This is a genomic window from Chryseobacterium sp. Leaf180, assembly GCF_001424585.1.
Lineage (GTDB): Bacteria > Bacteroidota > Bacteroidia > Flavobacteriales > Weeksellaceae > Chryseobacterium.
The window spans coordinates 288,373-307,613 of record NZ_LMPJ01000010.1; the positions used below are offsets into that span (position 1 = coordinate 288,373).

General features: G+C 39.7%; 18 protein-coding genes. 6 read left to right on the forward strand and 12 right to left on the reverse strand.

The window, feature by feature from the left end; translation table 11 throughout:
- Window positions 1-49: 49 nt before the first annotated feature.
- From ASG01_RS12400 to ASG01_RS12410, 3 genes are all read right to left on the reverse strand, one after another.
- On the reverse strand, window positions 50-1,489 hold the full coding sequence (locus ASG01_RS12400; protein WP_055864074.1) for an aminoacyl-histidine dipeptidase: 1,440 nt from the start codon (window positions 1,487-1,489) through the stop codon (window positions 50-52).
- Window positions 1,490-1,570: 81 nt separating this feature from the next.
- Window positions 1,571-2,065 (reverse strand): hypothetical protein, encoded by a 495-nt coding sequence (locus ASG01_RS12405; RefSeq protein ID WP_055864076.1) that lies wholly within the window; start codon window positions 2,063-2,065, stop codon window positions 1,571-1,573.
- Between the two features lie 16 nt (window positions 2,066-2,081).
- The gene (locus ASG01_RS12410; RefSeq protein ID WP_055864078.1) at window positions 2,082-2,684 is read right to left on the reverse strand and encodes a hypothetical protein; all 603 of its coding nucleotides are present in this window, start codon (window positions 2,682-2,684) and stop codon (window positions 2,082-2,084) included.
- A 98-nt stretch (window positions 2,685-2,782) separates the two neighbouring features.
- Between ASG01_RS12410 and recR the strand changes: the two genes are divergently transcribed.
- The gene (gene recR / locus ASG01_RS12415) at window positions 2,783-3,394 is read left to right on the forward strand and encodes a recombination mediator RecR (RefSeq protein ID WP_055864080.1); all 612 of its coding nucleotides are present in this window, start codon (window positions 2,783-2,785) and stop codon (window positions 3,392-3,394) included.
- A 3-nt stretch (window positions 3,395-3,397) separates the two neighbouring features.
- Window positions 3,398-4,231 carry a glycosyltransferase family 2 protein gene (locus tag ASG01_RS12420; protein WP_055864082.1) on the forward strand — a complete coding sequence of 278 codons (834 nt, stop codon included), beginning with the start codon at window positions 3,398-3,400 and terminating at the stop codon, window positions 4,229-4,231.
- Between the two features lie 50 nt (window positions 4,232-4,281).
- Here ASG01_RS12420 and secG read toward each other — a convergent pair whose 3' ends face one another.
- From secG to ASG01_RS12435, 3 genes are all read right to left on the reverse strand, one after another.
- Entirely contained in the window at window positions 4,282-4,638 is a 357-nt protein-coding gene (gene secG / locus ASG01_RS12425) for a preprotein translocase subunit SecG (RefSeq protein ID WP_055864085.1), read from the reverse strand.
- 119 nt (window positions 4,639-4,757) lie between these two features.
- The gene (locus ASG01_RS12430; protein WP_055864086.1) at window positions 4,758-6,803 is read right to left on the reverse strand and encodes a M16 family metallopeptidase; all 2,046 of its coding nucleotides are present in this window, start codon (window positions 6,801-6,803) and stop codon (window positions 4,758-4,760) included.
- 49 nt (window positions 6,804-6,852) lie between these two features.
- The gene (locus ASG01_RS12435; protein ID WP_055864294.1) at window positions 6,853-8,166 is read right to left on the reverse strand and encodes a M16 family metallopeptidase; all 1,314 of its coding nucleotides are present in this window, start codon (window positions 8,164-8,166) and stop codon (window positions 6,853-6,855) included.
- A gap of 153 nt (window positions 8,167-8,319) precedes the next feature.
- On the opposite strand from ASG01_RS12435, the gene ASG01_RS12440 reads away from it, so the two are divergent.
- The 3 genes from ASG01_RS12440 to ASG01_RS12450 all read left to right on the forward strand — a co-directional run bounded on the left by ASG01_RS12440 (window position 8,320) and on the right by ASG01_RS12450 (window position 13,055).
- Window positions 8,320-10,182, forward strand: a complete 1,863-nt coding sequence (locus ASG01_RS12440; protein WP_055864088.1) for an ATP-binding protein — start codon at window positions 8,320-8,322, stop codon at window positions 10,180-10,182.
- Window position 10,183: 1 nt separating this feature from the next.
- A complete protein-coding gene (locus tag ASG01_RS12445; protein ID WP_055864090.1) occupies window positions 10,184-10,549 on the forward strand; it encodes a PleD family two-component system response regulator in 366 nt (121 codons plus the stop codon).
- A 172-nt stretch (window positions 10,550-10,721) separates the two neighbouring features.
- Complete coding sequence (locus tag ASG01_RS12450) at window positions 10,722-13,055, forward strand: ATP-dependent helicase (protein ID WP_055864296.1); 2,334 nt, start codon at window positions 10,722-10,724, stop codon at window positions 13,053-13,055.
- 11 nt (window positions 13,056-13,066) lie between these two features.
- Here ASG01_RS12450 and ASG01_RS12455 read toward each other — a convergent pair whose 3' ends face one another.
- Both ASG01_RS12455 and ASG01_RS12460 read right to left on the reverse strand, forming a co-directional pair.
- Window positions 13,067-13,450, reverse strand: coding sequence for a DUF3037 domain-containing protein (locus ASG01_RS12455; RefSeq protein WP_055864092.1), 384 nt, complete (start codon window positions 13,448-13,450; stop codon window positions 13,067-13,069).
- Window positions 13,437-14,210, reverse strand: a complete 774-nt coding sequence (locus ASG01_RS12460; protein ID WP_055864094.1) for a HipA family kinase — start codon at window positions 14,208-14,210, stop codon at window positions 13,437-13,439. Before ASG01_RS12460 ends, ASG01_RS12455 begins: the two co-directional genes overlap by 14 nt.
- A 94-nt stretch (window positions 14,211-14,304) precedes the next feature.
- Between ASG01_RS12460 and ASG01_RS12465 the strand changes: the two genes are divergently transcribed.
- Window positions 14,305-15,141: an alpha/beta hydrolase family protein gene (locus ASG01_RS12465; protein WP_055864096.1), complete on the forward strand. Its 837-nt coding sequence runs from the start codon at window positions 14,305-14,307 to the stop codon at window positions 15,139-15,141.
- Between the two features lie 25 nt (window positions 15,142-15,166).
- Here ASG01_RS12465 and ASG01_RS12470 read toward each other — a convergent pair whose 3' ends face one another.
- From ASG01_RS12470 to hppD, 4 genes are all read right to left on the reverse strand, one after another.
- Window positions 15,167-15,988: a flavin reductase family protein gene (locus ASG01_RS12470; protein WP_055864098.1), complete on the reverse strand. Its 822-nt coding sequence runs from the start codon at window positions 15,986-15,988 to the stop codon at window positions 15,167-15,169.
- 182 nt (window positions 15,989-16,170) lie between these two features.
- Complete coding sequence (fahA, locus tag ASG01_RS12475) at window positions 16,171-17,418, reverse strand: fumarylacetoacetase (protein ID WP_055864101.1); 1,248 nt, start codon at window positions 17,416-17,418, stop codon at window positions 16,171-16,173.
- Between the two features lie 29 nt (window positions 17,419-17,447).
- Entirely contained in the window at window positions 17,448-17,906 is a 459-nt protein-coding gene (locus ASG01_RS12480) for a hypothetical protein (RefSeq protein ID WP_055864299.1), read from the reverse strand.
- A gap of 70 nt (window positions 17,907-17,976) precedes the next feature.
- Window positions 17,977-19,107, reverse strand: coding sequence for a 4-hydroxyphenylpyruvate dioxygenase (gene hppD, locus ASG01_RS12485; protein WP_055864103.1), 1,131 nt, complete (start codon window positions 19,105-19,107; stop codon window positions 17,977-17,979).
- Between the last annotated feature and the right edge of the window lie 134 nt (window positions 19,108-19,241).

A 19,241-nucleotide genomic window follows, 5' to 3' on the forward strand; every position in this document is an offset into this window, starting at 1 on the left:
TAAAGCTAAAAAAAATCCGGAAATAAAAACTTCCGGATTTTCATGTTCATTATTTCAAAGGAATATTCGCTAAAATTTCTTTCGTGAAATCCCAGAATTTCTGAGCAGAAGAAATACTTGCCCTTTCATCCGGCGAGTGTGCGCCACGAATGGTCGGGCCATAACTTACCATTTCCATTTCAGGATAATTGGCTCCGATAATTCCACATTCCAAACCTGCATGACAGGCTACAACATGTGGTTTTTCACCAAATTTTTCACTGTAAATTTTTTCTAAAACCTGCACAATTTCTGAGCCTGGTTTCGGTTTCCAGCCTGGATATGAACCGCTGAATTCGGTCTGCATCCCCGCAAGATCAGCCACCGATTTTAGCTGCTCAGCCACCGAATTTTTTGATGAGTCTACGGATGATCTTGAAAGGTTTAATATTTTCAACGCAGCGTTTTTCAGTTCGACACGTGCCACGTTATTTGAAGATTCCACCAAATCCTGCACATCCGGGCTCATTCTGTACACACCGTTGTGAAGTGATTTTAATACCAAAACGATCTTTCGTGAATCTTCTTCTGACACAGAATTATCTGAGTTTTCTGTTTTCTCAATATTGATTTTCAACCCAGATTCTAGCGAAGCAAATTCTTCAAGGATATCGTTTTTAATTTTTTCACTTTCGCTGATAAAAGCTTCTGCATTTTTTACTGATAAAATCGCTGCCGCTTCCCTTGGAATTGCGTTTCTCAAACTCCCGCCATCCAGAGAAATGAGTTGCAAACCATTTTCTAAACCTTTATATAAAAGCCTCGCGAGAATGATGTTGGCATTTCCAAAACCTTTGTGAATATCCATCCCGGAATGTCCGCCCTGAAGTCCTTTCACTTCAATTTTAACAAATTCTCCAGTCGCGGGTTTTGCCTGATAATTTTGAGAAATGGTAACATCGATACCGCCTGCACAGCCGATATCGATCTCGTCATCTTCTTCGGTGTCAAGATTTAATAAAATTTTACCGTTTAGCTGTCTTGCCTTCAAACCTAAAGCTCCGGTCATCCCGGTTTCTTCATCGATCGTAAAAAGTGCTTCGAGCTCTGGATGAGCCAAATCTTTGCTTTCCAAAACAGACATAATCGTAGCCACGCCCAAACCGTTATCGGCACCGAGCGTCGTCCCTTTCGCTTTTACCCAATCGCCATCAACTTCCATCTGAATTCCCTGCGTTTCAAAATCGAAATCAACATCATTGTTTTTCTGGCAAACCATATCAAGATGCGACTGCATGATGATTGGCTTGCGGTTTTCCATTCCGGCAGTTGCAGGTTTTTTGATAATTACATTTCCTACTGTATCTACAGTCGTTTCAAGACCCAGATTTTCTCCAAATTCTTTGATGAATGCAATTACTTTTTCTTCTTTTTTCGAAGGTCTCGGCACCGCATTCAGCTTAGAAAAATTCTTCCAGATGATCTGCGGTTCGATGTTGGATAGGTCCATAAAATTATTTTTATCAAATTTACAAAATAAAAAATGCTCCCGAAATTCAGGAGCTGATTTTAGAAATATTTAAAACTGATTTTAGCACGCACATTCACCGTAAACCGGCAATTTTATAACGCTACCATCAGGTTTTTCAATCGTGATTGTTCCTTCAAAAAGCAGTGCTTCTTCACTTTTAATTTTACGGCCTTTTACCGATATTTTATAATTTTCGGCTTCTATTTCTTTGCTGAGTTCGTCATTTTCTTCCATGTCGCTGGACGAAAGCAGATTAAGCGTAAGCCGTTTTCCGTCGATTTTCATGTAAGCCGTTTTGCCCGCATCATCAGCGTAAATATATTTTTCGTTAATAAAATCTACTTTTGATTTGGCAAAATAGCACGAGCATTCTTTAATCTCTTTCGGGAAAGGAATGGTTTCTACCACGATTTTTTCACCCGAAGAAGTAACAGCAACAGAATCTTTCGGCAACTTTAGAGAATCACTTTTTGTCGTGATGAGTTCAGTTTCTTTCTCCTTCTTGCAGGCGGTTACAGCGAAAGCGCAGAGAATAATAATCAGATATTTTTTCATGTTTTTATATTTAAAATTAACCCCGCGAGCGTTCGAGAAGAACCATCATGAGCAAAGAAAGTACCACCAGACTTTCGTCTTCATCGTCAATATCGATTAATCGGTCGAGCTGAAATCTTCTCCCGAAAAACGATGGCATTTTTTTAAAAGTGAAAACTGCGCGGCCTTTAAGATCTTTCACCGTGTACGAAGGATTCAAAATGTAGCCTGTAAAAAATCCTAAAATGGGAATTTCGCCAACCATTCCGTCGAAAAATTTTACCCACGCATTATCTTCTGTCAATGTAAATTTGGCGTGATCATTACTGTCGACAATATCATAGGTAGATTTTAAAATCGACCGCATTCCCTTTCTGGCAAGGCGTCCGTAGTTTTTCCCAGTCGTTTCTCTGATGCTGTATGACGCGTTAAAATCAATCCATTGGTTGGCCTGAATGCGGAAAAGTTCCTTAGTTTTCGATTCATTATTAAAAACGACAACATCTTCTTTCAGCTTGAACATTTTCTGCCGAACGTATGCCACATGATTGCCGTTGCGGTCGGTGATATTGAAGTCGCTGGCAAGTGTAGTGATTTTAAATTTGAAATCCAGCGGATAATTCAGGTTGTTAAGTGCCATGAATGTTTATTTTTTATAGTTGATCAAAGATAAAATTTTTCTGTGAGGAAGCCGGCTGCGATTTCGTTCTAAATGTCTTTTTCCGTAAATTTGTGTCTATGGATTATCCGAGTAAAGTATTGGCAAAAGCGGTGGACGAAATTTCGGGTCTTCCCGGCATCGGCAAAAAAACCGCACTGCGTCTCGCACTTCATCTTCTGAAACAGCCATCATCGAAAGCGGCAAATCTGGGTAATTCACTTATCAGTCTTGTGAACGATATAAAATACTGCCGCGAGTGCCACAATTTTTCAGATTTTGAGATTTGCGAAATCTGCAGTAGCGAAAAACGCAGCGATGCGCTGATCTGCATTGTAGAAGACGTGCGCGATGTGATTGCTATAGAAAATACCGGAAAATACCGCGGAAAATATTTAATTCTAGGCGGAAAAATTTCCCCGATGGAAGGCGTCGGACCCAATCAGCTGAATATTTCAAGTATTGAAAAAAAACTGAACGAAGGCAAAGCTCAGGAATTTATTTTTGCTTTGAGTGCAACAATGGAAGGCGACACGACAGCGTATTACATTTATAAAAAATTTAAAAATACAGGCATTAATTTTACCAGCATTGCCCGCGGAATTTCTGTAGGAGACGAGCTGGAATATGCTGATGAAGTCTCTCTCGGCCGCTCGATTATCAACCGCCTCCCGTACAACGAAAAAGACTAACCAATGAAGCTGTCAATAGTTATTGTACATTATAATGTCGCGCCGCTTCTGCGAAACTGTCTTTTGTCGATTCAAAAATATATTACCGGAATTGAATTCGAAGTTATCATCGCCGATAATCTTTCTCCAGATGTTTCCTGGAAATCTTTACAACAGGAATTTCCGGAATTTTCATTTTTAGCTTTAAGTGAAAATGTAGGTTTTTCTAAAGCAAATAATTTCGCTGTACATCAGGCGAAAGGTGACTATATTTTAATTTTAAATCCTGACACCGAGCTGGAAGATTTTTACATGAAAGAAATTTTGGATTTTGTTGATTCAAAAGATAAATTTGGATGTCTCGGTGTGAGAATGCACGATGCAAACGGAAATTTTTTGCCTGAAAGCAAACGTTCTGTACCGGATATGTTCAATTCGTTTGAGAAACTTTTTAAAGGTTTTAAAATAAAAAAAAATCAATCGTATTACCGCAATGATATTGCAGAAAATGCAGTAGCAGAAATCGAAGTCATTACAGGTGCATTTCTTCTTATTAAAAAAGACGATTACCTTGAAATTGGCGGTTTCGACGAAAAATATTTCATGTACGGTGAAGACATTGATCTTTGCTACACGCTTTTAAAAAAGGGTTTAACAAATTATTATTACGGTAAAGCGGCGATTCTTCATCACAAAGGAGAAAGCACCGTGAAAGACGAAGTATATCTCGACCGTTTTTATGGCGCGATGCAGATTTTTATTGACAAATATTACCGAGAAGCAAAACCGCTTCAGTATTCGTTTTTAAAAGCAGGTTTAAAACTCAGGCATCAGATTGCCAGGATCAAGTTAAAATAAAAAAGCAACCCGAAAACAGGTTGCTTTTTTTATATCTGAAATTATTTGAATTATTTTTGAGCCGGAACTGGTGCAGAAGCCGGAGCTTGCGTACTTGCCGGAGCAGAATTTCCATTTGCTGCCGGAGCCTGAGTGGAAGTAGGAACAGGTTTTTGCTGAACCGTCTGTGAAGGTTTCCCGGTAATGACAACGCTGATCAAAATCAAAATGATGATAACGGCACCCAAAGTCCAGGTAGATTTTTCCATAAAATCGTTGGTTCTCTGTACCCCAAACTGTGCCGGAGAAGCGCCGCCAAATGTACTGGATAAGCCGCCTCCTTTAGGATTCTGAGCCATAACGACGATTACCAATAAAATGCTGGCAATCATAATAAGTACCATTAATAAAATAAATATAGTATCCATTGATTCTTTTATATTTTGAAAGGGCAAATGTAAACTTTTTTTAGCTAAAAGCAAAATAAGATTTCACAAAAAAGCGCTGCAACTGTCGTTGCCGCGCCTCAGAATAATCTGTGAAAGATTTATTTAAAATCAGAATCTTTAGCCTGATTTATTTCGTAAGATTTTACGTTCATCGTCATATCCATTCCCATTTGGTTTACCGTAATGGTGTAAGGCATTTTCACGCCTGCCACGTCCTTATAATTTGAGTAGGTAGTCGGAATCGTCATTGTCTGACCCTGAATTTTTTCGGTTTCCGTTTCACCTGTTTTCAAACCTGTTTTTACGCTGTAATAATAAGCTTTATCGCCGCCTTTGATTGCGTAAGAATCTTCACCGTTGATTTTCTCAATTCCTGTCACTTTGTAATCCGGAGATTTTGCAAAAGCCATTTCCTCGAAAACCTCAGTGTTTTTCATATTATCTGCGATTTCTTCTTTCGTCATCATAACTTTCTGACCCATCTGCTCAGAGAAACCTGTTTTTCCGTCGAAAACCTGCTTCTGGAAAGTCTGTCCGCCGGAAGAAACGGTATTCATTTCTTTTCCGCCTTGCGCACGAACGGCTTTAAAATCGATCTCACGACCCTGCATAGACATGCTTGCATTCATCGTGTAAGAATTAATTTTAGAAACTTTATCTTTCCCTCCGATCGCGTTAATGTATTTATCAACCACAGAAGCCACCGTTACAGATGCGTCAGCTTTCATCACAACAGGCTTGCCCATTGGGTTTGCTTCAGTATCGTAATATTTTACAGGGTAACCCAGCTTTTCTAGACCTTCAGAGATTTCTGATGCTTTTCCGGCAATGAAAATACGGCTCTGATTTGGCATAATCGTGCTTTTCACAGCGTTAGAAACATCTGCTGCTGTTACTTTGTCGATTGATTTTAGATAGTTTGTATAAAAATCTGCCGGCAGATTGTTTACTTTTTGGTTTACCGCAAATCTTGCGATTGTCGCAGGCTGCTCCAGAGAAAGGATAAAACTTCCTTTCAGTTTAGCTTTTGCATTCGCCAGTTCTTCAGGTTTTACGGTAGAAATTCCGTTGATCTCGTTCATGAATTCTTTCACGGCTTTATCGGTAACCTCATTTCTTACACTCGCTTCAGCAGAAAATTCCGGAGAATACTTGCTGGCACTCATGCTTGAGTAAGCCCCGTAAGTAAAACCGTTTTTCTCACGAAGATTCATGAAAAGTCTGGCCTCACCACCGCCGCCAAGAATATAATTAGCGATTGTTGCAGGGAAATAATTGGGATCGCTCATCTTCAGCGTGTTTAAGTTTCCAACGGAAACCACAGACTGTACTGCAGAAGGCACATCTACCACATCGATTTCAGTTTTAGCTACATTCATAGCAGGCTCAGGTGCCGGAAATGTCATGTTGCTTTTCTTCCAGTTGCTGAAGGCTTTCTCTACCATCGGCTTCACTTTGTCGTATTTTACATCACCTACGATTACCAGATATGCATTATCCGGAGCGTAGCTTTTTCTGTAAAAATTCTGTACGTCTGCCAACTGAATTTTATTCACTGATTCTACCGTTTGAAACTCACCTCTCGAGGTGTTTTTTCCGTACATCAAAGCATTAGAAACTTTTGAGGCAATCGCTGAAGCATTTTTTTCTTCGCTTTTAATACCTTCTACTGCTCTTTCTTTAGACTTCTGAATTTCGTCTGCTGAAAATTTAGGATTGATAATCGCGTCAGACATCAGATTCAAAACTTCCGGGAAGTATTTTGAAAGTGAATTTGAAGCTGCTCCGCCAGAAGAAAAACTTAGGTTTGCCCCAAGAAAATCAACTTTTTTATTGAATGCATCTTTGCTTAAAGTCGTGGTTCCGTTCCCCAACTGATCTGCCATGATGTCGCTCACACCAGTGATCGGGCTTTCCATAATCGGTGGTCTGTCCATGGAAAGGCTCATGTTCACGCGCGGCAGTTTGTTGTTTTCTACCACCATCACAGTAAGACCGTTTTTAAGCTTGAAAGTTTTTGGCTGTGCAATATTGATCGCAGGCGTCGGGCCCGGTTTCGGCATTGCATTCAGGTCTATTTTTTGTGCAGAAAGCATTCCTGTGAATAAAAATGCTACGGCAATATATGTTAATTGTTTTTTCATTTGTAAAAATTTAGATAGGAAAATCTGTTTTAAAAAACGCTTTCAGAAATTATTTTTTCTCCGGCATATAATTAATCACCACTCGCTGATTCGGGTTCAGATATTTTTTGGCCGCGTTCATCAGATCCTGTCTTGTGATCGATCTGTAGATGTCGATTTCTTTATTAATTAAATTCGTATCGCCCATCAAAACGTGGTTTGTTGCCAAAGATGCGGCAATTCCCTGAATGCTTGAGTTAGAATTTACAAACTGATTTTCAAACTGATTCTGAAGTTTCTGGTAATCTTCCTGAGAGATCAAAGTCGTCTGAAGTTTTTTGATTTCAGCATCGATATCGGTTTGAAGAGTCTGCTTCGTTGTAGTTCCCATTGGGATTGCGAAGAAGGCAAAAATTCCGTAATCTTCAAGACCTTGGTTGAAAGCCTGCACCTGAAGCGCTTTTTTCTCCTGATCTACTAGTTTCTTGTATAAAACTGAAGATTTTCCTGAGCTTAAGTAAGAAGAAAGCATATCTAAAATATACGCATCTTTTTCTTTGTTGGCCGGTGTTCTATAAGCGAAAACATAAGCTGGAAGCTGGATATTCGGATCTGTAGCCGTTACTTCTTTTTCTACAGTTATCGGCGCATCTTTCGGGAAGTTTTTAGGATAAACTGCTCCTTTAGGAATCGCTCCGTAATATTCCTGAATCCATTTTTTAGTCTGCTCTGGCTTGATGTCTCCGGCTACCACCAAGGTAGCGTTATTCGGAACGTAATATTTTTTATAGAAAGCTTTAAACTCATCCAGTTTTGCCTCGTTCAGATCTTCCATAGACCCAATAGTAGACCACGTGTACGGATGTTTGGTAAAGAGATTTTTCTGTACTGTAGGAAAGAGATTTCCGTAAGGCTGATTATCCATACGAAGTCTTTTTTCTTCTTTTACAACCTCTCTTTGCGTATCTACACCGATTTGGTTGATCTCTGCGTGACGAAGTCTTTCAGATTCCATCCAAAGGCCAAGCTGCTCGTTATTGGAAGGGAAAGTTTCGTAGTAATACGTTCTGTCGTTGGTTGTATTCGCATTGTTTGATCCACCGTTTGAAGAAACGATTTTGAACCACTCGCCTCTTTTGATATTCGGTGTACCTTCAAAAAGAAGATGTTCAAAGAAATGCGCAAAACCGGTACGTCCTATTACCTCATCTTTCGCGCCTACGTGGTACATAATTCCGGTAGTGACAACCGGTGCCGAATTATCCTGATGAAGAATTACATGCAGACCGTTTGGCAGGTCATATTCTTCAAATTTAATTTGTTGTGCATTCAGAAGTACTCCAAAAAAAGCAGCCGCTGCTACACTAAAGAGTCGTTTTTTCATAAATAGAAATTGTTTTTCAATAGGTGCTAAAAATACATAAATTGTTACAAACGGTGCAGATAATTTTGTAGTTTTATGCTCCAAATTTTTACTTTCAGATAAAATCATTCATCAGTAAGGTGTTTATTTGAAGTAGATCATAATACATTATAAATGAAGAATTTTTTTGAGAAGAATAATGTATCGCACGATTCTCTGCTTACCCTTTTCAGCCAGGCGCCGGTTTCTATCTGCCTTTTGCTGGGCAAAAATTATATTATAGAAAATGCTAACGCAAAAATGCTTGACCTTTGGGGAAAAGATCAGTCGGCAATCGGCAAACCGATTTTAGATGTAATGCCAGAATTAAAACCTCAGAGTTTTGAAGAAATTTTAAGCCAAGTTTACCACAAAGGAGAAATTTTCAAAGGCGACCGGCTTCCTGTCATTCTTGAAAAATATGGCAGCTTCGCAGAGCGTTTTTTTAATTTTATCTACACACCGGTAATTAATCAAAATCAGGAAATTATTGGAATAAGCGTCGTGGCAACCGAAGTTACCGATCAGATTTTATCCGAAAGAAAACTTGTAGAAAGTGAATACCGTTTTGAAGATTTAATTCAGAAATCAGATTATTCGATCGCAATTTACCGCTCAGAAGATCTTATTATCGAGCTTGCCAACGATCTCATGCTTAAAACATGGGGCAAAGACCGCTCCGTCATCGGAATGAAACTGGAAGATGCACTTCCTGAGCTGGAAGGTCAGCCTTTCATTGCGCTTTTAGAGAATATTTTTAAAACCGGAATTGGATATTCGGCTACGGAAGATGCTGCAGATCTTGTCGTGGACGGCATCAAGCAGACTTTCTATTTTAATTTCTCCTACAAACCGATGAAAGATTCGCAGGGCAAAGTCTACGCAATCTACAATATGGCGGTCGACGTGACGGATCTTGTTCTTACAAGAAAAAAAATTCAGGAAAGTGAGGTGAAATTCCGCGAGCTGGCAGATTCTATGCCGCAGTTTGTCTGGACGTGCACCACCGAAGGCGACATCAATTATATGAATGAAAACTGGTATCGCTACACAGGTTTCAGCAAAGATGAAGACCCTGAAATTTCGGTACAGCGGCTTATTAAACCTGATATTTATGATGAAGTAAGCCGCATTTGGGATGAAAGTTTAAAAACGCAGAAACCTTTTGAAGTTGAATATGAATTTGAAGATCCGAAAAATCCGGGAACTTACCGCTGGTTTTTGGGCCGTGCCATTCCTGCATTCGATGAAAACGGGAACATAAAACAATGGATCGGCACTTTTACCGACATTAATGAATTTAAACAGCTTCAGAAACAGAAAGATAATTTCCTCGGAATTGCCAGTCACGAACTGAAAACGCCACTGACGAGTTTGAAACTTTATACACAGTTCATCGAGAAAAGCCTGGTCATCGCCAATGATTTAAAAAATGCCAAAGTTGCGCAGAAAATGGATGACCAGATTGATCATCTGAAAGCTTTGGTGGAAGATCTTCTGGATGTCACAAAAATTCAGAATGGAAAAATTCAGCTGAATGAATCGTTTTTTGATTTTGATGCACTGATTGAAGAAGTTGTGGTCGAGCAGCAAATGTCTACACGGCACAAAATTCAGGTCTATAAAAATAACATCGGCGAGATCTATGCCGACCGACATCGTCTTTCACAGGTGATGAGCAATCTGATCAGCAACGCCATCAAATATTCTCCGGAAGCTGATGAAGTACACGTTTCTGCTTGGGACGAAGACGGGAAAATTTTATTTAAAGTCCGCGATTTTGGGATTGGAATTCCTGAAGATAAGCGTGAAAAAGTTTTTGAACAGTATTATCGTGTAAGCGGCACCAAAGAACACACTTTTCCGGGTTTAGGACTAGGTTTATACATTTCTTCGGAGATTATAAAAAGATCAGGCGGTAAAATATTTGTGCATTCTTTTGAGGGAAAAGGGTCTGATTTTTGTTTCGAAATTCCGAAAGCAAAAAATTTGAAGTAGAATGACTGGTTCAGCGAAGATTCTTGTGGTAGATGATAGTCCGGCGATTTTAGATTCAATTGAAATGATGCTTGATCTTGAAGGTTACGACATTTCAAAATTTTATAAAGGCTCAGAAATGCTTAATACGCTGAATGCTGACGCCAAACCCAACGTGATTTTAATGGATATGTGGCTTTCCGGCGAAGACGGGAGAGATATCTGCAGAGCTATAAAAGACAATGAAAAACTTCGTGATATTCCGGTTTTGATTATGTCTGCGAGCCGCGGTCTCGAACAGTCTGCTTTGGATGCGGGCGCCGATGAATTTATTGCTAAACCTTTCGATCTTGAAGATATGGTTGAAAAAATCAGAAGTTATATGTAGACTTTTATTTTTCGGAAGTTCAGGTCAAAAATCGAAGATTTTTGACCTGAACTTTTTTATTCTTTACAACAAACCGATGTTTTTAATGCATCACCGAAGAGACAATTCCGGTTTGAATTCTGCTCACAATACCGTAATTTTGTAGACTGTAAATAAGTGTGGTATGGACGGAATGGATTATTTGAAAGGACTTAATGAATCTCAGTTTGACGCGGTAACGACGCTCGAAGGACCGCTGATGGTACTTGCCGGCGCAGGTTCGGGGAAGACGCGTGTGCTCACCATGCGAATTGCGCATCTCATCACCAACGGCATCGATCCTTTCAATATTCTTTCGCTCACTTTTACCAATAAAGCTGCAAAAGAAATGAAGGAGCGTATTGCCAAAGTCGTCGGACAAAGCAATGCAAAAAGCCTTTGGATGGGAACTTTTCACTCCGTTTTTGCCAGAATTTTAAGAAATGAAGCAGATTATCTCGGTTATCCCTCAAACTTCACGATTTATGATCAACAGGATTCTTTAAATGTCATCCGGAAGGTTTTAAAAGACATGAACATCGACGCTGATCTGTACAAACCCAAAAAAGTACAGTCACGGATTTCAACTTATAAAAATAATCTCATCACGGTAAAAGCTTATTACGCAAACCCTGAATTAATCGAAGCTGACGAAAAAGCCAACATGAAATTCATCGGGAAAATTTACCAGAAATATGTTGAAGCCTGCTACAAAAACGGCTCAATGGATTTTGATGATCTTCTGCTTAAAACCAACGAACTGCTCACGCGTTTCCCGGAAGTTCTGGCGAAATATCAGGATCGATTTCGCTATATTTTGGTGGATGAGTATCAGGATACAAACCATTCTCAGTATTTAATTGTAAAAGCGCTGGCTTCGAAATTTGAAAACATCTGTGTGGTTGGCGACGATGCACAGTCGATTTACTCTTTCCGTGGCGCGAATATTTATAATATTTTAAACTTTAAAAAAGATTATCCCGAGGCTATTACAGTTTCTCTGGAACAGAATTACCGTTCGACTCAGAATATCGTAAACGCTGCGAATGTGGTGATCGCTAAAAATCTTCAGCAGTTTAAGAAAAATGTTTTCAGTGAAAATGAAGTCGGTGAAAAAATTAAAATTTACCGCTCACTTTCCGACGCCGATGAAGCCAATTTCGTGGCCGGAAACATCTGGGAACTTCACAACAGAGAGCAGAAAAAGTTTGCCGATTTTGCCATTCTTTACCGTACCAATTCGCAGACAAGAGCTTTTGAAGATGCTTTAAGAAGAAAAAATATTCCGTACCGTGTGTATGGCGGACTTTCATTTTACCAGAGAAAAGAGGTGAAAGATCTGATCGGCTATCTACGGCTTTTGGTAAACGAAAATGATTCTGAAGCGTTGAGCAGAGTCATTAATTTCCCTGTGAGAGGAATTGGGGAAACCACTCAGAACAAACTGACAGTTTTTGCTGACGAGCAAAATTTGACGATCGCGCAGGTTTTAAACGATCTTACGATGTACGCGCCACAACTGAAACTCAATAACGGCATTATTACCAAACTCAGCGATTTCTGGTCGATGATAAAAGCGTTTAAAGTCTTGCTTAAAACAGAAACCGCCTACAGCGTCGCAATGGAAGTAGCCAAAAGAAGCGGTCTCATCAAGTTTCTGAAAGATGATCAAACGCCTGAAGGAATTTCAAGAGTAGAAAACGTGCAGGAATTGATGAACTCGATGCAGGGTTTTATCGAAGAACAGATGCAGATCGAAGACGGAGACCCGAGTTTGCCGAATTTCTTGGAAAACATCGCACTTTCTGCCGATACACAAAGGAAAGACGATAATGAAGACGCGGTTTCTCTGATGACGATTCACCTTTCAAAAGGTCTGGAATTTCCCGTCGTACATCTCGTGGGAATGGAAGAAAATCTTTTTCCGAGTTTTATGAGTTCGTCTACACGCGAAGATCTTGAGGAAGAGCGCCGGCTTTTCTACGTCGCTTTAACGAGAGCTGAAAAGCAGGCTTTTTTCTCCTACGCGATCCAGCGATTTCAGTGGGGAAAAATCACGGAAGCTGAGCCTTCGCGTTTTCTAAGTGAAGTTGATGAAGAATATATCGAGTTTCTGAATCCGGCCATTGAGAAAAGATTTATCAATAATTCCGGCATCACGTCTAATATTTTTGATGAACATCCGTCGGAAATGCGAAGCTTCAGAAAAGTCGAGAAAAAAAGCATTGACCGAAGCATTGAAAAGGAAAAACCGCTGCCTGAAGCGCGAAAACTTAAACCTGTAAGTACGGCAAAAATTATCAATCCGAGTGGCGCTTCATCGCAGGATATCGAAGTGGGCGACAAAGTGCGTCACGACCGTTTTGGAATTGGCGAAGTGGCTTTCTTAGACGGCACAGATCCGCAAAACATCAAGGCGAAAGTTGTGTTTCTGCACGAGGGCGAGAAAAATCTTATTCTGAAATATGCTAAACTGACCAAACTTTAAAAGTTTGGTTTTTATTTTACCAGTTCCTCAAAAAGCCTCTCAAAAGTTTTTTCTAAATCTTTCGATTTTCCGGGATGTGGTCTTGAAGTCTGTATTACCGCGCTTCGCAACGCTGTAAGCCAGCGAAAACGTTCCGGAATTTCCATTTGCGCCACTGGGCCGGCAGTTTTTTTTCCCGCAGCGATTTCAGAAAAACTATTGAGATTTTGAGCGATATCTTCAAAATTCAGGCTGCTTTTCATCAGTTTTAATTTATCCGGACAGAGATAAAATTTCGTTTTAATAAATTTTTCCTTTTTAGAGAACATAATCAGCCCGACGTTGAAAAACTCTTCCCGCTCCACTTTCGGCACCATTCTGATGACCGCATATTCGTAGATTTTATCCTCTTGCATTTTTCGCTTCGTTTAAAAATATTTGAGAATGCGCAAGCCGCGTTTTCAGAAAATTAAAATAAATCTCACGGATTTCTTCCGGATTTTCTTCGGCATCATCCCAGTGCAGCCATTCTGCGGGCAGCATATTTACGATTTCCTGAAGCAGATTTTCCGTTAAAACTTCATGCGCAAAAGCGTCTGCTTCATCGAGCAAAGTCGCCTGTGGCAGAAGAACGTGATCTTTTACATATTTAAATGGCGTCTTCGCTGCCGCATCAAAATTCTGCCACGAATGATGAAAATAAAACGATGCGCCGTTATCGATAATCCAAAGTTCCTGATGCCAGATCAGAAGATTTGTATTCTTAAAAGTACGGTCGATATTGGTGATAAACGCATCCAGCCAGACAATTTTTGAGGCCAGCAAAGGATCAATTTTAATGCTCGGATCAAAGGCAATCGCTTCCGAAAGATAATGCAGACCGAGATTCAGACCTTCTGAAAACTTCAGCAGATCCTGAATTTCCTCATCAGCTTCTGTACGCCCAAAATCGACATCAAGATTGGCAAAAACCAGCTCGGGAATCGGTAAACCCAACGCTTCAGCGATTTTTCCGCCCAGCAATTCTGAGATCAGCATCTTTACGCCATGTCCGGCGCCGCGAAACTTCAGAACATATTTAAAATCATCATCTGCCTCAGCAAGCGCAGGCAGCGAGCCGCCTTCACGGAGAGGCAGAATATACCGCATGACGGTGACCGTGCGAGGATTTATCATGATGCAAAAATAAGATTTTACTTTGTTTTAATGGTTTTCATTTGTCCTAAATCTGAATCGGTACGCTTTCTGATGCATATTTTTAAATACTAAAATGATCGTTAAACAAAAAAATCTTGTTCTCAGCAATCCCGAAACGCGTGATTTTCTCGCCGATGCGTATTTTCCGGATGATAAAAATAATTTGCCGCTCGTGATTTTTGTTCATGGCTACAAAGGTTATAAGGATTGGGGTGCCTGGGATCTCATGGCTGAGCGTTTTGCTGAAGCCGGTTTTTACTTTGTTAAATTTAATTTTTCACACAACGGAACAACAGTTGAAGATCCTGAAAACTTTGGCGATCTGGAAGCTTTCGGAAACAATAGTTACAGCAAAGAACTGTCTGATCTGAGTTTTGTGATCGATTATTTTTCCGAAACCAAAAATGTCGATAGAGACAGAATTGCACTGATCGGTCACAGTAGAGGCGCAGGAATTACGATTATAAAAAGCTGCGAAGACAGCAGAATTCAGGCGTTGATAACCCTTGCCGGTGTCGATAATTTAGACCGTTTTCCAAAAGAAGAAGCTTTTGAAAACTGGAAAAAAGAAGGTGTTTATTTTTCAGAAAATGGCCGCACCAAACAGCAAATGCCTCATTATTTTCAATTTTATCAGGATTTTGAAAAAAATATTCACCGTTTCGATGTAGAGCGTTGTATGGAAATGGCTAAAGCGCACATTCTGATTATCCATGGGACCTCAGATGAAAGCGTACACGTTAATAACGCTGAACATTTAAAATTGCTCAATCCCCAATCTGAGAAATATTTAATAGAAAATGCGAATCATGTTTTCGGAGCCAGCGAACCTTGGAATTATCTAAATATGCCTGACGATCTTCAGAAAGCTGTAGAAAAATCTATCTGGTTTCTTCAGGAAAAACTATAGAAAAGCAGCAAAACTGCTCCTTTTTTTATTGTATCAAAATTTTCCAGGCTTCATTTATTTTATTTTGCAGCAAAAGTTGTTGAGCTTCTCTATGCATTTCTTGATCGGCGATATAATTACCTTCGGGTAAAACTTCGACGTTAGCCAGCATTCCAAGATCATTTCCTGTGAAAACCCGGCTGAGTTTAATTTCGTCTGGAAGCATATCAAATCCAATTCCTTTTGTCACCAGTGGTTTCGGAACTTCAAAAAGATTGTTTCCGTTGTTTCTAGAATACCAGTTGCTTCCCAAACGCGCCACCATATCGAGTTTTGCCTGATCAAGATTGCCGTTTTCGTCTAAATATTCTTCGCGAATGTGAATTTTAATAACTTCACAAATGACAAGATTTCCTGCACCTCCTTGTTCGCCTAGTGATTTTACTTCCAAAACTTTACACTCAAAATTGACCGGAGATTCAGCGATCAGTTTTGGTTTCACAAAATCGGCATCCATCATCGTCAAACCTGATTTTATAAACTCATTCACATCTTCACCGTATTCTGTTGATGCCAATGAAATCTGCTGCACAATTGGGAAATTTACCGTTCCGATTACTACTTCCGAAACTTCCAAAACGTTTTCCAATGTATGTTTTGTTGTATTATCTCTTACTCTTCTTGATGGCGAAAAAATCAAAATTGGTGGCACCGTACTGAACATATTAAAAAAGCTGAAAGGCGACAGATTGCTGTTTCCGTTTTTATCCACGGTCGAAGCCAGCGCAATCGGCCGGGGTGAAATAGCGGTCTGCATCACCGTTTGTAGCTGTACGGGAGTTATTTCTGATGGGATGAGTGTTTTCATATGGTCTGTTTTTGATACTTAAAACTTTAATATTCAGTATATATATATGATTAATGCTTCGGCAGGCTTAGCACGGCATTTCTAATATTAACTTTGGTAAACGTAATGTTTTAGCAGTTAATTTGTAGCAATGTCATGCTGAGCGGAGTCGAAGCATTTCAAGTATTTGATTAAAATTGTAATTATTTCGCAGGCAAGATTTTCCCTTCAACCTCACCAAATCCTACTCGCACGCCGTCTTTTTCGGCCCAGACTTTCATTGTTACTGTATCGTTATCATTGATGAATTTTCTTTCTTCACCGTTGCTCAACGTGATCGGGTTCTGTCCTCTCCATGTCAGTTCAAGCATCGAACCGAAAGATTTGGGATCACTTCCGGAAATCGTTCCGCTGGCGTACATATCGCCAACTTCCAGATTACATCCATTTATAGTATGATGTGCGAGCTGTTGCGTCATATTCCAATACATGAATTTATAATTGCTTTCTGAAATCAGGTTTTCTTCACCATTTTCCGGTGTAATAGAAACTTCAAGTTTCAAATCATAATTTTTATCACCTTCAAATTTCAGATAATCTAAAACCTCAGGTTCCTGCATTGGAGAAGCTACTTTAAATGGTTCTAAAGCTTCCAAAGTTACCACCCAGGGAGAAACTGATGAGCCGAAATTCTTACCCAAAAACGGCCCAAGCGGCACATATTCCCAAGACTGAATGTCTCTCGCCGACCAGTCATTAAAAATTACCATTCCGAAAATCGCATCTTCCGCATCTTTCGTGGAAACGCTTTCACCCATTTCGGTATTTTTATTTACGATGAAAGCCATCTCAAGTTCAAAATCGAGCTGTTTGCAGGGTCCGAAAACTGGTTTGTCGGCATCTGCAGGTTTCATCTGACCTTTCGGACGGATAATATCTGTACCCGAAACTACGATTGATGAAGCGCGGCCGTGATAACCAACCGGAAGATGTTTCCAGTTTGGCAAAAGAGCATTGGCAGGATCTCTGAACATTTTTCCGACGTTGGTCGCATGCTCAATGCTGCTGTAGAAATCGGTATAATTCGGGATATGAACCGGCATGATCATCTTCACCTCATCCAAATCGTAAAATGCTTCTTCAATCGTTTTTTCATCTTTAGATAAAATAGAACCTTCAAGAAGAAGCTGCTGAATTTTCAAACGAACTGCATTAGTAATCGGTTTGTCGAGTTCAATAAATTCATTGAGCGTATATGCTTCAAAGACATTATCGGTTAAACCTGCAATATCATCAAAATATCCAAGATCATAAAGCGTCGCAAGATCAACCACCTGATCGCCGATTCTTGTGCAGCAAGCGATAAATTCTTTATTGAAAACCGCTACACCAAAAGGAATATTGTGAATAGAAAAATCTGAAGCTGATGAATATTCTACGAATGATTTCATATTATTTTTTATGTAAAATTTAAATGATTTTATTTTTTGCTGTATGCCGCTTCATCGATCCAGCGGTCTTTAGAATTAATGTCGATGAGATACAGAATATCTTTTTGCTTTGTGAGCAGTAAAGTTTTGGTTACCGGAATCGGGATTTTTTTATTTTCAAGCTTGTCCGCGCGCATAGAAACGATATTTTTCTTACGAAGAATATCCCCTGTGAAAACATTTGAGGTTGATTTGCCGGTGGTTTTATCATCAAAAACCTCCACGAACGTTGCATCTTTACCTTTAATGACGATAAAACTGCGCTCGGTGCGGTCGGCAAAATCTTTTACCAAAACAAACTTTTTATTGTCGATACTCAGATTTTCAAGATTTTGATTGATGCCTTTGCGCTCTTCAAGTCGGTCGAGTACTTCATTGATTGCTCCAAAATTCTGTGCGTGCAGCGCAAAACTTCCGAATAAAGTAATAAAAAGGGCTATTTTTTTCATTGATTTTGGTAATAAAAAAAAGTTTTGCCAGGACAGAAATCCTGACAAAACCGTACTGTTAAAATTAAATTTAAAGATTTCCTCTTTTTTCCTGCTCACGCTCCAGCGCTTCAAAAAGAGCTTTGAAATTTCCGGCTCCGAAACTCTGTGCGCCATGTCTTTCGATAATTTCAAAAAACAAAGTTGGGCGGTCTTCTACCGGTTTTGTGAAAATCTGAAGAAGATAACCTTCCTCATCATGGTCGATCAGAATACCGAGTTCCTGAAGTCTTTTCAAATCTTCGTCGATCTGTCCTACTCTTTCCGGAACGTGCTCGTAGTAAGCTTCCGGTGGTGCGGATAGAAACTCAACACCTCTTTTTTTAAGTTCGGTCACTGTACGAATGATATCCTTAGTCGCCACAGCGATGTGCTGCACGCCTTCACCTTCATAAAAATCAAGATATTCTTCGACCTGAGATTTTTTCTTTCCTTCTGCCGGCTCGTTGATCGGGAATTTTGCAAAACCGTTTCCGTTAGACATTACTTTAGACATCAGTGCAGAATATTCTGTGTTGATCTGCTTGTCATCAAATGAAAGAATATTCACAAAGCCCATCACTTTTTCGTACCACTCTACTGTTGGCACCATTCTGTCCCAGCCTACGTTTCCTACGCAATGGTCTACATACAGCAATCCGGTTTCCTCCGGTTTGTAATCGCTTTCCATTTTCACGTAGCCGGGCATGAAAGCACCTGTATAATTTTTTCTTTCTACAAACATATGCACAGTTTCGCCGTACGTGTAGATGCCAGACATTTTCACCTCACCGAATTCGTCATTCAGTGTAACAGGCTCCAGATAAGGCTTTCCACCTCTTTTTACGGTTTCTTCAAAAGCAGAATAAGCATCGTCTACCCAAAGTGCCAAAATCTTTACGCCATCACCGTGCTTTTTCACATGCTCACAGATTGGCGAATCAGATTTTAAACCTGTTGTAAGAATTAATCTGATTTTTCCCTGTTGCAGAACATACGAAGCGCGGTCTTTCACACCCGTTTCCGGACCGGCATACGCTACCGACTGAAAACCGAAAGCCGTTTTGTAATAATGTGCAGACTGCTTGGCATTTCCCACATAAAATTCGATATAATCTGTACCGTTGATCGGCAAAAAATTCTCTGCCTGAGCAATCTTTTCGGCAAATGTAAGTGTAGACATAGATTCTGTTTTTACTTTTTGTTATTGACTGCAAATTACGAAATTCTGAATAAATCTTGAACAGCTATTCTTATGAAAAGTTATTCTTATTTCAATTTGATTTTAAATAAATCATATAAAGAAATAATGATTAA

What these genes read in the sequence shown, in the direction of transcription:
- ASG01_RS12400 (WP_055864074.1), bottom strand. Translation starts at nt 1,489, where the DNA reads ATGGACCTATCCAACATCGAACCGCAGATCATCTGGAAGAATTTTTCT.
- ASG01_RS12405 (WP_055864076.1), bottom strand. Translation starts at nt 2,065, where the DNA reads ATGAAAAAATATCTGATTATTATTCTCTGCGCTTTCGCTGTAACCGCC.
- ASG01_RS12410 (WP_055864078.1), bottom strand. Translation starts at nt 2,684, where the DNA reads ATGGCACTTAACAACCTGAATTATCCGCTGGATTTCAAATTTAAAATC.
- recR (WP_055864080.1), top strand. Translation starts at nt 2,783, where the DNA reads ATGGATTATCCGAGTAAAGTATTGGCAAAAGCGGTGGACGAAATTTCG.
- ASG01_RS12420 (WP_055864082.1), top strand. Translation starts at nt 3,398, where the DNA reads ATGAAGCTGTCAATAGTTATTGTACATTATAATGTCGCGCCGCTTCTG.
- secG (WP_055864085.1), bottom strand. Translation starts at nt 4,638, where the DNA reads ATGGATACTATATTTATTTTATTAATGGTACTTATTATGATTGCCAGC.
- ASG01_RS12430 (WP_055864086.1), bottom strand. Translation starts at nt 6,803, where the DNA reads ATGAAAAAACAATTAACATATATTGCCGTAGCATTTTTATTCACAGGA.
- ASG01_RS12435 (WP_055864294.1), bottom strand. Translation starts at nt 8,166, where the DNA reads ATGAAAAAACGACTCTTTAGTGTAGCAGCGGCTGCTTTTTTTGGAGTA.
- ASG01_RS12440 (WP_055864088.1), top strand. Translation starts at nt 8,320, where the DNA reads ATGAAGAATTTTTTTGAGAAGAATAATGTATCGCACGATTCTCTGCTT.
- ASG01_RS12445 (WP_055864090.1), top strand. Translation starts at nt 10,184, where the DNA reads ATGACTGGTTCAGCGAAGATTCTTGTGGTAGATGATAGTCCGGCGATT.
- ASG01_RS12450 (WP_055864296.1), top strand. Translation starts at nt 10,722, where the DNA reads ATGGATTATTTGAAAGGACTTAATGAATCTCAGTTTGACGCGGTAACG.
- ASG01_RS12455 (WP_055864092.1), bottom strand. Translation starts at nt 13,450, where the DNA reads ATGCAAGAGGATAAAATCTACGAATATGCGGTCATCAGAATGGTGCCG.
- ASG01_RS12460 (WP_055864094.1), bottom strand. Translation starts at nt 14,210, where the DNA reads ATGATAAATCCTCGCACGGTCACCGTCATGCGGTATATTCTGCCTCTC.
- ASG01_RS12465 (WP_055864096.1), top strand. Translation starts at nt 14,305, where the DNA reads ATGATCGTTAAACAAAAAAATCTTGTTCTCAGCAATCCCGAAACGCGT.
- ASG01_RS12470 (WP_055864098.1), bottom strand. Translation starts at nt 15,988, where the DNA reads ATGAAAACACTCATCCCATCAGAAATAACTCCCGTACAGCTACAAACG.
- fahA (WP_055864101.1), bottom strand. Translation starts at nt 17,418, where the DNA reads ATGAAATCATTCGTAGAATATTCATCAGCTTCAGATTTTTCTATTCAC.
- ASG01_RS12480 (WP_055864299.1), bottom strand. Translation starts at nt 17,906, where the DNA reads ATGAAAAAAATAGCCCTTTTTATTACTTTATTCGGAAGTTTTGCGCTG.
- hppD (WP_055864103.1), bottom strand. Translation starts at nt 19,107, where the DNA reads ATGTCTACACTTACATTTGCCGAAAAGATTGCTCAGGCAGAGAATTTT.